The organism is Faecalibacterium sp. DFI.5.82 (genome assembly GCF_029076575.1).
GTDB lineage: Bacteria > Bacillota > Clostridia > Oscillospirales > Ruminococcaceae > Faecalibacterium > Faecalibacterium duncaniae.
On record NZ_JARFIS010000008.1, the window covers coordinates 55,274 to 67,017 of the forward strand.

Genomic DNA, 11,744 nt, shown 5'->3' on the forward strand with positions numbered 1-11,744 from the left:
CAAAAACGTCAAGGTTCTTTCGTCAAAATGTACATCCCTTGGCAAAATCGCTTGTAAATGTTCCCGTTTTTGTTGAAAATGCAGGTCCATTTTGCCCCCGCAAAACATTTTTGCAGCTTTTGGCCGCTTTGCAATATCATCTTTTGCCGCTGTATGATATAATAAGATGAATTTGTTTGCTTTTTTCATCATTTTGGGAGGTTCCTATGTCTTTTTCCGCACCCACATCCCGGGCACAGCGCAGCCGCAGGTTTTTGCCCTGGCTGCTGTACCTGTATGCCCTTGTGCTGTTCGCCATGCACTTTGTCCGCATTTTTGATAACTCCTTCTGGGGAGATGAGGGGTTCAGCATCGGCCTTGCCCAAATGAATGTTTTTGAAATGCTCCAAGTCACAGCAGCAGATAACCATCCGCCGCTGTACTATCTTTTCACACAGCTCCTATATCATCTTCTGGGCAATCACGGATATGTCTATCATCTGTCGGCTTTGATTCCCTATGGACTCATTCTGATTCTTGCCTGTACAGTGATTTTCAGACAGTTCGGATTGATTCCCGCAGTTGTTGTTTCCACTTTTGCCTCTTTGACTGATACCGCTATCATGTTCAATGTCGAGGCCCGAATGTATTCACTCGGCGCTTTCTTTGTGTTAGCGGCCTATCTGGCACTCCATAACATTCTTCATTCCGGTAAAACCTCCGATTGGGTCATTTTCAGCGTCGTCTCTCTTTGTGCCGCTTATACGCACTACTATGCCTTGATTTCCGTTGCATTTTTCTATCTGGCTCTGCTTTCTCTGCTTCCGCAGGATAAGAGCAGCTTAAAAAAAATCCTTATCACTTATTGTGCCGCAGTGGTCGTCTACCTTCCCTGGCTTCTGGTATTGCTTTCCACTTTCAAACGTGCTGCGGCAGACTGGTGGTCCACCTTCATTCCTTCTCCAATCAATTGTATCGGATTCTTCTTCAACCCTTCTTGGACAGTCCTCATTTTCGGTCTTGCATTCCTTCTTTATTTCACAGCACAGGCCAAGTCGTCCTCTAAATGGCTCTTCGCCCCTGATACGATCTGGCTTTTGACCGGCTTGCTTTCTGCCGCCGGCACCTCCGCAGTCGGGCTGATCGTTTCACATGCCGTTCGCCCGCTTTTTCTCGTTCGATACCTTTATCCGCTCACCGCAGTCGTTTACCTGGTTTTTGGCTTTCTTCTGTCTAAAGTCCGTTGGAGAACCATTCTGTCCAGTATTCTGATTTTGGGAACGCTGGTGTGCAGTCTACCGGATTTCTACCAAACCTATCAGCGGGAAAAGCGCATCGACCTTGCGACCACCCAGTGTCTGGAAGTTATTACCCCCTCTCAGGATGCAGTTCTTTATACAACGAACTACTTCCTAGACTGGACACTCTTTGATTATTACTTTCCGGGACGTGTCCATGCTCAAATCGAATCCTCCAATACTTCTCAGTGCTTCTCTTCTCCCGATCCTGAGATCTGGCTCTTTATGGAACATGCGCTTTCTGATGCCGAATTGAATGCAGCCTCCGACAATGGTTATTCTCACACTAATGTCTGTAACAGTACATTTGCAGAAGGCCCCGGTGAAGATTCCTTTTATTACATCTACAAATTTCAAAAATCGGCAAACACCACCCCGTAACCATCCTCATCCGCTGAGCTTGACAAGGCGGCTTTGCATCTGCTATACTTTTTGCACAATTCCCGGCTGAAGCCGGGGCTTTGCGGGCCGAAGCCCGTGTTTCTCCCCGCAAACATTATTTTGGAACAGACACCATGAAGGGGTCTGCCGCTGGCGCGCGTGCTGGCGGCAGGCCCTTTTTGTCTGTGCATTTTCAGGAGGAATCATTGATGAATACCAAGACCCGTTCCGCGCCCCATGATCTGGTGCTGGCCGCACTGTTTCTGGCACTGGCCTTTGTGCTGCCCATGATCACCGGCCATGTGCCTCAGATCGGCAATATGCTCTGCCCCATGCACTTCCCGGTGCTGCTGGCAGGCTTTGTGCTGGGCGGCCCCTGGGGCCTGGCGCTGGGCTTTGCCGCCCCGCTGCTCCGCTCGGTGCTGTTCGGGATGCCCCCGATGTACCCCATTGCCATCGCCATGGCCTTTGAGCTGGCCACATACGGCGCTGTTGCCGGTTTCATGTACCGCAAGGTGCAGCACACCCTGCCCATGATCTACGCCACCCTTGTCACCTCAATGGTGACAGGCCGCCTTGTCTGGGGTGCGGTGCGCTTTGTGCTGGCCGGTCTGTCCGGCTCCAGCTTCCCGTTCAGCGCGTTCCTGTCCGGTGCGGTGCTCACTGCCGTGCCCGGCATCGTGGCGCAGCTCATCCTCATTCCGCTGATCGTGGCTGCACTGCAGAAAGCAAAGCTGACGGCTTAAACCCCCTGCGCTGACCGAACCCGCACAGCAAAAAAGCCCGGAACCGTACCTGCTATGGCGGCAGGTGGTTCCGGGCTTTTCAGTTCATATTACAGTGTGGCAGCAGCTGTAACAAAAAAAGAAGGAGAATCTTCAACCGGCAAATTGGAGAAGATCAGCCGGCAAAGCTTGCATTGACAGCGCGGCGGTTGCTCTGGTTGACAAAGTTCTTCTTTGCGCTCTCGAGCAGGCTTGCAAAAGCCAGGCCAATGCCGCAGTTATCGGACACGCCCTCGGTGACAGTCAGGTAAGCGTCCATCATAGTGTTGTCCAGAATAGCAGTGTTCTTGTTCATCATAATAAATATCCTCCGTATATCGGTAAATGTCATTGTGTTTTTTGGCAGGGCCTCTATCTCCCTACATCCTCAAAGCGGAACCGTTCAGAACCCTTCGTTCTTTTGTTCCCCTCTCTGAGGATGGCCATATTATGCCACCCAATTATGAAATCGTTTTATAAATTCTATGAATAAACTATGAATTTAGTGATACATTTTTAACGTTCTTTCGTTCTTTGCGCAACTAGCACAAAACGTTTTTTATGAAAAATAAAGTTCTTGTATACATGGACGATTGAAACCTTGTTTGGAAAGTTTTTTCAGATTTTCTCTCCGTTTTGCCCAGAATTTCTTCTGCAAAAGGGGATACTCTCATGCAAAATCCGTCAGAATCCGTCAACTTCCAACAGGGCGAGGGCTTTCCTGTGCAAAATGCCCAGAAAAAAGTTCCAAACAAAAAGGCCGCCGTGCCAGCAGCACAGCAGCCTTTGAAAAGCCATTTCAGTTTTGCATCACTTGCACAGGAACGCCGGCAGGGGCTTGCCCTCCTTGCGCCACTGGTGATATTCCGCAGTGGCGGCAAATTCCACGTCACCGGCGGAGTTCAGGGCAGTTTCCACGGAATCCTGCACCACGCCGATGATAAAGCCGACACCGACCACCTGCATGGCGATATCATTGGAGATGCCAAACAGGGAGCAGGCCATGGGGATCAGCAGCAGGGAGCCGCCAGCCACGCCGGAAGCACCGCAGGCACCCAGAGCGCTCATCACCGAAAGAAGGATGGCGGCGGGCAGGGACACCTGAATGCCCAGCGTATTGGCCGCAGCCAGCGTCATAATGGTAATGGTGATGGCGGCACCATCCATATTGATGGTAGCGCCCAGCGGGATGGAGACGGAATACATATCCTTATCCAGCCCCAGCTTTTCGCACAGATCCATATTGACCGGGATGTTGGCGGCAGAGCTGCGGGTGAAGAAGGCGGTCAGGCCGGATTCACGCAGGCAGCGGAACACCAGCGGATACGGGTTGCAGTGCAGATACATAAAGATGATAAAGGGCGAGACGACCAGTGCCATAAAGAGCATGGTGCCCACCAGCAGGAGCAGCAGCCTGCCGTACTGGGTAAAGATGGACAGGCCGTTGCTGGACACGTTGGTGTACACAAGGCCCATGATGCCGAAGGGTGCCAGATTGATGATCCAGCGGACGATCTGGGAGACTGCATCCGCTGTGTTCGCCAGGAACAGCTTGGTGCTGTCCGCGCCGTACTTCTTCATAGCCAGACCGAACAGGCAGGCCCAGAACAGGATGCCGATGTAATTGCCGTTCAGCAGGGCACTGACGGGGTTTGCCACAAAGTTGGTGAGCAGGGTGTTCATCACCTCGCCCAGACCCTGGGGCACCACCTCGGATTCTGCCGCCTCAGCCAGAACGACAGTCTGAGGGAACAGGAAGCTGGTCGCCGCCGCAATGGCGGCGGCCAGGAAGGTGGTGAGCATGTACAGCCAGATGACCGTGCCAAAGCGCCGGTCCAGCCTGGACGTGCCCTGCGCCAGCGCACTGCCCACGATAACGAACACCAGCACCGGGGCAATGCCCTTCAGGGCACCCACGAACAGGCTGCCGAACTCTTCCACCCAGCCCGCACCGGGCACCGCCAGTGCCAGCACCGCACCGACCGCAAGGCCGATGACGATGCGCAGGATCAGGCTGGTGGCGTTGTACCTTGCCGCAACCGCTTTCAACGTTTTCATAACTTTTCTACTCCCCTATCCAGATTGTGCGCCCATTGCGCACAGTTTTCCCATTCCTCTACACGGAACAAGTACGATTATACGCCTCGCAGGCCGAAAAGTCAAAGATTTTACTCGCTTTTTTTGTTTTTCATTTCAACATATACAGACACGAGCTTTTTTCACTGTCCGTATATGAAATACAGATTCACAAAAAGAGACCGCACCCCGTGTGTTTCGGGATGCGGTCTGTTCCTGTTTTAGTCGAGATAGGACACCTTGCCGGGCACAAAGCCCTGAATGCCCATGCCGGGCGCGTCGGAGACGGTGATGTTCTTTTCGTTGAACACGGCACCGCCGAGGATGTGATCCTCGCTGCAGAGCACCGGGCCGTCGAGGTCGATCTTGGTGATGATCTTCTTGGCGCAGGCCAGCTCCACAGCGGCGTTGACCGAGATCTTTGCTTCCAGCATACAGCCGATCATGCACTCCACACCGTACACCTCAGCGGCGGCGGCAATGCGCAGGGCATTGGTGATGCCGCCGCACTTCATCAGCTTGATGTTCACAAGGTCGGCCGCGCCGGTCTGCATGATCCGCAGGGCATCTGCCGGGCTGAACACGCTCTCGTCGGCCAGCACGGGCACATCGGCATGGCGGGTGACATACTGCATCCCCTCAAGGTCTGCGGCGGGCACGGGCTGCTCCACGAACTCAATGTCCAGCCCCTTCTCCTGCATCTGGTTCAGGATGCGGACCGCCTGCTTGGCGTTCCAGGCCTGATTGGCATCGATGCGGAGCTTGATGTCCCGGCCCACGGCCTGCCGCACCGCGGCAAGGCGGGCCACATCCAGCTCCGGGTCGATGCCTACCTTGACCTTCAGGCAGTCGTAGCCGCGCTGGACGGCGGTGCGGGCATCCCGGGCCATCTCCTCGGGCGGGTTGACGCTGATGGTGATATCGGTCACGATGTTTTTGCGGGCACCGCCCAGCATCCGGTAGACAGGGGCGTTGTACTTCTGGCCCAGCAGATCCCACAGGGCCATGTCCACAGCGGCCTTGGCGCTGGTGTTGTGGACAAGCGCCTTCTGCACAGCGGCGGTCAGATCCTCAAATTCATCGAGGTCGCGGCCCAGCAGGGCAGGGGCGATATGATCCTGAATGGCACCGAGGATGGCCCCGGTGGTGTCGCCGGTGATGACACCGGTCGGGGGTGCTTCGCCGTAGCCCACCGCACCGGTATCGGTGTGGAGCTCCACGATAACATCCTCAACGCTGTTCACAGTGCGCAGTGCCGTTTTGAACGGCACCCGCAGCGGGGTGGAAATGCGGCCCAGCCGCACCTGTGTGATCTTCATAGTCCCGTCCTCCTTCTTATTCCAGCGGCAGGTTTGCCAGCTTGACAATGGCGTTTGCAATGATCTGGGCGTTCTGCACCAGACGTTCCAGATCGATGCATTCATCGGGCTGATGCTCTGTGACCGGGTCCCCCGCGAACAGGGGGCCAAAAGCCACCACATTGGGCAGCATCTTGGCGTAGGTGCCGCCGCCGATGCACTTGGGCGGGGCATTGTCGCCGGTGGCATCCCGGTAAACCTCCAGCAGGGCGCTGACCAGCGGGGTCTCGGCCGGGTAGTAGAGCTTTTCCTTGTGCACCTGCCCATCCAGCGCCCAGCCTGCGGCCTCAAAGGCGGCCTGCACAGCGGGCTGGCAATCCGCCCGTTCCATGGTCACAGGATAGCGGTAGTTCAGCTTGACCCACAGATGCTGCGCGTCGCCCTCGATCAGCCCCCAGTTGCAGCTCATGGGGCCGGAGAGCGCATCCTCCAGCCGGTGGCCCAGCAGGCGCTCGCCGTAGGGATCGGTACCCAGCTTCTCGGCCAGAAAGTGCACGGCCTGTTTTGCATCCCCCTCCAGCGGCAGCCGGTCGAGGTAGCACACCAGCCGCCCGATGGCGTTTTCGCCCTGCTCCGGGTGGCTGCCATGGGCCGAAACGCCCACCGCTTCCACCTGATAGCCGCCGGGGACGGCTGTCACGGTGATGTGCTCCGCATCCGGCAGGGCGGCCCCCGCCGGGGCGGTCAGCACAGCACAGGCGTAGTCCGGCACCACATTGCCGGCCACGCCGCCCTGCACCCTGCTCAGCTGCCAGGCCCCGGTCTGGTGCAGCTGCACAGCATAGCTCTCGTTCAGGATGCCCTTTTCGCCGTTGATGAGCGGATACTCGCCGTCCGGGGTGAAGCCCAGCACCGGGATCTCCCCGCCGTGGGCCTTGTAGTACAGCACGTCCCGGTCGTTGGTCTCCTCGTTCAGGCCGAACAGCAGCCGGACACGGCGGTTGAGCGGAATGCCCAGATCCCGGATGGCCTTCAGCGCGAACAGGCTGGCCACCACCGGGCCTTTGTCATCAACGGAACCCCGGCCATACAGCCTGCCGCCCTCGATCTCGGCGGCGTAGGGCGGGTGATGCCAGCCCTCGCCCTCGGGCACCACGTCCAGATGCCCCAGCACCGCCACCATCTCGTCCCCGGTGCCGATCTCGCACCAGCCGATGTACCGATCCATGTCGGTGGTCTCAAAGCCCAGCTCATGGCAGAGGGTCAGCGCCTCGGCAAAGCAGGCATCCACCTCCTCGCCAAAGGGCTTGCCCGGCAGCGGGTCGGCCTCCACACTGCGCCTGTGCACCAGCCGCTGGAGCGCCGCCACCATCTGGGGCCGCAGCGCCGCCACGGCCTCGTTCAGTTTTTTGTCCATACGTTCCACCCCTTTTGTGATTCATTTCACAGCTTGTATTATAGAACGATTGCCCCCGCTCCACAAGCCCCCAGTTCCACGAAAAAAACGCCCCCGCACACTTCATCAGAAGTATCCGGGAGCGCTCGGTTTCAATTGAAAATTGTCAAATCCTATGATATACTGTTTTTAATGCTGGTAACAGCAGGAAAAAAGGTGCTGTCTGCAATGCAGGTGGTCATGCTTCTCGCTCCTGGTGTGCTTACAACGCCGCGCAAGCGGCAATGTTGCTCCGGGAAACGGAACTTTTTTGATTTTGTACCCTTTCCCGGAGCCTTTCAGGCGAAGGGAGGGATGTCGAATGTCTCTGACAGAAGTTTGTGCTCTGTTGACGGTAGTGATCAGTTTGCTGGCTCTGCTTGTCACGGTCGCGAAAGCCGCATTTGATGCTGGCTGGAAGATTTCTCACGAGAAGAGCGATAAAAACAAAGAAGATTGACCGCCACAGTTCCCCAACTCAAACGGTCAATCTTTTTTGATCCACTAGAAACGGGAAGCTGACCAAACATTGCTCGTCAGCACCTTTTCTATTTGTAGTATAGTCAATTTTAAACGCTTTGTCAAGGGATTGCACTCCATTGTCAGGAGATGCCACCACCTCAGCATTCTGTTTTTTCTTTTTTTTTTTCAAATTTTTTTGAAAAAGGGTGAAAGGATTCCGCGCGGCGTGTATTTAAGGAAGTAAGAGCATCCATTTTGCCGGAGCTCCACTTCCGGCCCAAAGAAAGTGAGGGACCCCCTATGAAGAAACGACTTATCAGCCTTCTGGTGGCGCTGTGCATGGCGGTAACGCTCCTGCCTGTGTCGGCAATCACAGCGTGGGCGGAGGGAGGCGACCAATTAAGAATTGTAGATGGCTATCCTGTCGGTTCCGGCGGTGAGGGCTGGAGCTATGATGGCACCACTCTTGACCTGCATCCTGCCAGCTCGACAGAATATGATTTTTTATCAATTAGTTCCGGCAATGGACCTATCACCAAATGTAAACTCACGATTGGAGGAGATGCAATCATTGTTAGGGGAATTTTCGACAACACTGTGATAAATAACGGAAAAATCAGTGGCGGTCAATTTTCTTCTTCCTCTTCTCTCACAAATCATGGTACTATTACCGGCGGCCTTTTTTCTTCCGTTTCCAATGAATCTGACGGCAAGATTGAAAATGGCACGTTTAGATCTACCGTTACCAACAACGGCACCATAAAGGGCGGCATTTTTGATAAAAAACCAGCGGGTGACACTGTCGCTAGCGGCTATACCTTGAATGTGAATTTCCCGGAGAATGGCAGCTATGAGTGTTACGATGCAGGAATCAATTATTTCGGCAACAGCGGTTATGTCATTCCCAATTCCGACCATAATACCAGCATCACCATCCATATTTTTTTCCGTAACCGTCAAGCAATATTATTTCCTATTGATGTTACATTCGGGAACACAAACGACACACATTGTTTGTTAGAAGATTGGGCACCAAGTGCAAGTTATTACGATGATGGTAATGGTTATTTTTCTGTCACTTTCACCGCACCACCCGCCACTGCGGACACCGTTACCCTGAGCATGCTGACCCGGCTGGTGATCGATAAAGACGGCTACCCCGTTGGCACCAAGGGCGGCACCCAGGATTACAGCGGCAACGGCTGGAGGTTTGAGAAGAGCAATAAAACGCTGACGCTGGAAAGCGGAGATTATGATTTTTCCGGTGAGGAAAACGCACTGGGCCCCCTGAACCCGAATGTCCAGTTGGTGGTTGAATCCGGTGCCAAGCTGACCGGCGGCGCATTTGCGAAAGAGCCCAAAGGTGCAGGCACATTCAAAAAAGTCACTCTGAACGGAACCGATCCTATCACAGCGGTCAATGGTCTTGCGTCCGGCGATTGGGGCAACACGCTTTATGCAGTCAAGACCGGGAATAATACCATTACCGCCAGTAAACCCATCCTTGATATCAACCGCATTTTATTGGAAAGCGTATATCCGGATTCTTCCAACAAAAACACCGTGTGCATCAATATAAAATCTCTTAATTCTGTGAGTGCTCTTGATCCGGAAGCGGATATCATACTGAACCAGGCTTCCCATGGTTTGCCCCTTATCATGGACAGTAATGGCACACCGGTTATAGTCAATGCTCCTTTTGAGGCCGATGGAGGATATTATACCTACTATGGTGACGGTTGGCACATCCAGAAATCATTTGAGGGCATCGGCACACTGTATCTGACCGGCGGAAAAACCTACAACTTCCGATTTACCGACCCCGTCAATAAAACCGGCCAGTTGGATGCAGTGAAATGCGGCATCTCCAACGAATATGGAATCATTGAGGACGGTATCTTCAACACGATAGTAACAAATGGTTGGCCTAATGGCGATCCCACTAAAACGCATAAAATCGAGGGCGGCACATTTGCGGCCGGTTTGCTTTATAATGACGGAACGATAACCGGCGGTGCATTCAACGGAAAAGACAGCATTCTCACCCAGGGAACCGTGCTGAGTGGAAATTATCGCTCTGTTACCGTGAATGGTGGAGCCATCGTGAAGGTAAACGACACGCATCCTCTCGTCCCCGGTGAAACTGGCTCTGATTTGGTGCAGGGCACCGCATGGGATCTGTATTCTTATGCAGGCACCGTCCTCACCGTAGAATCCAATGTAGATATTACGAATATCAACGGTCAGGAAATCGGCAAGGCATTCAGCAGCATTTACCCGAACGGTGAAACCGACAAAACAGTGGTACGCTTTGAGATGCCCGACAGCGATGTGGAGTTGAACTCGACCAAAATCGTTGTTCCCGAACCGAAGCCCGAGCCCAAACCTGACCCCGAACCCGAAGCCTCCACCTACACCCTGACGGTGAAGGGCGGCACGTTCACCTACAACGGCAGCGAAGCCATGACCAGCGCCAACGTGCCGGTGGATGCCGAGGTCAAGGTGACGCTGAACCAGAGCGCCGTGCCCGAGGGCATGGTGTTCGACCTGTGGGCCATGGATGAAGCCAGCCTGCTGGGCAACCCGGCGGTCGCCTACAACGAGGAGAGCTTTACCATCCCGGCGGGCAGCGTGGCCAAGGGCAGCACCGTGACCGTGGAGGCCCAGTACCGGGATGCCACCATCGAGAGCGAGCCCAGCATTCTGGGCACTGCCGCCATCATCGGCGTGGCCGGTGCAGGCACGGCAGTCATCGTGTGGCAGGGCTACCGCATCGGCATGGAGCTGTACGAGAAGTATTTCCAGCCCACGCCGGAAGAAACTGCGGCAGAGCAGCCCGCCCCGGAAGCTCCGGCAGCAGCTGCTTCCTGAACGCAGGCGCACCCGCTCCCTTCCACGGCTGACAGAACTGCATAAAAACAGCGCCGCTCCATCGTTTCCGGTGGGGCGGCGCATTTTTGCGGTTCAATCCCGGCGCAAAGGCAGGGTAAGGGACATTTTCTGGTAGGCAATGCGGGGCGTGCCATCCTCCACATGGATGATGCCGCACTTGGTAAAGCCGTTTTCTTCCAGCAGGTGCTGCATGATCTTGTTGTCGGCGTGGGTGTCGGCCCGCAGGCTCTCGCAGTGCTCCAGACACCAGGTGATCACAGCGGCGGCAACGCCGGGGTGCCTGCCCGCCGAAGCCAGCCGGTGGATGGTGCCGTAGGGCAGGGTATCGTTCAGCCACTTGCCATCCTCGATCCGGGCATAGGTGGGGTCCGGGCCAAGGATAAAGGCAAACACGCCCTCCAGCTCGCCGTTGACAAGGTAGAGGAACAGCCGGTTGGAATCAATGTCCTCTTCCAGCAGCTCCTGCGGCGGGAAATGATCTCCCCACTGGGTGGGGTTGCCGGAATCCGCCATTGCCTGCCGGGCGCGGGCATAAATTTTCAGGATCGCATCCAGATCTGCACGTCTTGCTCCACGAAACATCGTCATCCAACCTCTCTTCCGGCAGGCCGCTGCCCGCCCTGATCGTTCTGCTTTAATATAACACAAAACGGCCCTCTCCGTCAAAGCCTGCTGCAAAGGCGGAGAGGGTCGTTCACTGATGCGCTTATGTGCGCTGGCTGCGTGCCCGGCGGTACTCCCGGGGGCTCTGGCCATACCGCTCATGGAACAGGCGGTAGAAGTAGCTGGTGTTCTCGTAGCCCACCTGGGTGATGATCTGCTGGATGTTCAGGTCGCTGCGGCGCAGCAGGCGGGCGGCGGTCTCCATCCGGTGCTTCTGCAGCAGCTCCTTATAGGTCTTTCCGGTCTGGGCCCGGACGCACTCGCTGACATACGCCAGCGAAACGCCGTAGCTGCGGGCCACATTGGAAAGGCTTGCTTCGCGGTAATTCTGGGTGATCTCCTGCAATGCCGCCTGGACCAGCGCTTCGCGGCTGACCGCCTCGCCGCGCGTTTCCAGCGGGAAATTCTTGGTCTGTACCATAGCGTAAAACCCTCCGTTGCGGCAGCGGCGGGCGGGGACAGGGGGATGCCGGACACCCGCCGCAGCCAGTTCATC

11 protein-coding genes are annotated in these 11,744 nt (G+C 55.5%); 4 read left to right on the top strand and 7 right to left on the bottom strand.

Annotated features, from left to right (window positions below):
* Nucleotides 1–206: 206 nt before the first annotated feature.
* Both P0G09_RS10475 and P0G09_RS10480 read left to right on the top strand, forming a co-directional pair.
* Nucleotides 207–1,658, top strand: coding sequence for a glycosyltransferase family 39 protein (locus P0G09_RS10475; protein WP_275252626.1), 1,452 nt, complete (start codon nt 207–209; stop codon nt 1,656–1,658).
* 209 nt (nt 1,659–1,867) lie between these two features.
* Nucleotides 1,868–2,404 carry an ECF transporter S component gene (locus P0G09_RS10480; protein ID WP_275252627.1) on the top strand — a complete coding sequence of 179 codons (537 nt, stop codon included), beginning with the start codon at nt 1,868–1,870 and terminating at the stop codon, nt 2,402–2,404.
* 154 nt (nt 2,405–2,558) lie between these two features.
* Here P0G09_RS10480 and P0G09_RS10485 read toward each other — a convergent pair whose 3' ends face one another.
* From P0G09_RS10485 to P0G09_RS10500, 4 genes are all read right to left on the bottom strand, one after another.
* Nucleotides 2,559–2,741: a hypothetical protein gene (locus P0G09_RS10485; protein ID WP_035393180.1), complete on the bottom strand. Its 183-nt coding sequence runs from the start codon at nt 2,739–2,741 to the stop codon at nt 2,559–2,561.
* A 491-nt stretch (nt 2,742–3,232) separates the two neighbouring features.
* The gene (sstT, locus tag P0G09_RS10490) at nt 3,233–4,471 is read right to left on the bottom strand and encodes a serine/threonine transporter SstT (protein WP_275252651.1); all 1,239 of its coding nucleotides are present in this window, start codon (nt 4,469–4,471) and stop codon (nt 3,233–3,235) included.
* Between the two features lie 248 nt (nt 4,472–4,719).
* Nucleotides 4,720–5,817: a dipeptide epimerase gene (locus tag P0G09_RS10495; protein WP_275252628.1), complete on the bottom strand. Its 1,098-nt coding sequence runs from the start codon at nt 5,815–5,817 to the stop codon at nt 4,720–4,722.
* 16 nt (nt 5,818–5,833) lie between these two features.
* On the bottom strand, nt 5,834–7,213 hold the full coding sequence (locus P0G09_RS10500; RefSeq protein ID WP_275252629.1) for a Sapep family Mn(2+)-dependent dipeptidase: 1,380 nt from the start codon (nt 7,211–7,213) through the stop codon (nt 5,834–5,836).
* A 340-nt stretch (nt 7,214–7,553) separates the two neighbouring features.
* On the opposite strand from P0G09_RS10500, the gene P0G09_RS10505 reads away from it, so the two are divergent.
* Nucleotides 7,554–7,691, top strand: a complete 138-nt coding sequence (locus tag P0G09_RS10505; RefSeq protein ID WP_181967273.1) for a hypothetical protein — start codon at nt 7,554–7,556, stop codon at nt 7,689–7,691.
* 509 nt (nt 7,692–8,200) lie between these two features.
* Here P0G09_RS10505 and P0G09_RS10510 read toward each other — a convergent pair.
* Nucleotides 8,201–8,653, bottom strand: coding sequence for a hypothetical protein (locus tag P0G09_RS10510; RefSeq protein WP_275252630.1), 453 nt, complete (start codon nt 8,651–8,653; stop codon nt 8,201–8,203).
* A gap of 54 nt (nt 8,654–8,707) precedes the next feature.
* On the opposite strand from P0G09_RS10510, the gene P0G09_RS10515 reads away from it, so the two are divergent.
* A complete protein-coding gene (locus tag P0G09_RS10515) occupies nt 8,708–10,564 on the top strand; it encodes a hypothetical protein (protein ID WP_275252631.1) in 1,857 nt (618 codons plus the stop codon).
* A 93-nt stretch (nt 10,565–10,657) separates the two neighbouring features.
* Here P0G09_RS10515 and P0G09_RS10520 read toward each other — a convergent pair whose 3' ends face one another.
* A complete protein-coding gene (locus tag P0G09_RS10520) occupies nt 10,658–11,167 on the bottom strand; it encodes an N-acetyltransferase (RefSeq protein WP_097769844.1) in 510 nt (169 codons plus the stop codon).
* Nucleotides 11,168–11,291: 124 nt separating this feature from the next.
* Nucleotides 11,292–11,669, bottom strand: coding sequence for a helix-turn-helix transcriptional regulator (locus tag P0G09_RS10525; protein WP_035393429.1), 378 nt, complete (start codon nt 11,667–11,669; stop codon nt 11,292–11,294).
* Nucleotides 11,670–11,744: the final 75 nt, after the last annotated feature.

Coding starts and splice junctions, on each gene's coding strand:
- P0G09_RS10475 (WP_275252626.1), top strand. CDS start 207: ATGTCTTTTTCCGCACCCACATCCCGGGCACAGCGCAGCCGCAGGTTT.
- P0G09_RS10480 (WP_275252627.1), top strand. CDS start 1,868: ATGAATACCAAGACCCGTTCCGCGCCCCATGATCTGGTGCTGGCCGCA.
- P0G09_RS10485 (WP_035393180.1), bottom strand. CDS start 2,741: ATGATGAACAAGAACACTGCTATTCTGGACAACACTATGATGGACGCT.
- P0G09_RS10495 (WP_275252628.1), bottom strand. CDS start 5,817: ATGAAGATCACACAGGTGCGGCTGGGCCGCATTTCCACCCCGCTGCGG.
- P0G09_RS10500 (WP_275252629.1), bottom strand. CDS start 7,213: ATGGACAAAAAACTGAACGAGGCCGTGGCGGCGCTGCGGCCCCAGATG.
- P0G09_RS10505 (WP_181967273.1), top strand. CDS start 7,554: ATGTCTCTGACAGAAGTTTGTGCTCTGTTGACGGTAGTGATCAGTTTG.
- P0G09_RS10520 (WP_097769844.1), bottom strand. CDS start 11,167: ATGTTTCGTGGAGCAAGACGTGCAGATCTGGATGCGATCCTGAAAATT.
- P0G09_RS10525 (WP_035393429.1), bottom strand. CDS start 11,669: ATGGTACAGACCAAGAATTTCCCGCTGGAAACGCGCGGCGAGGCGGTC.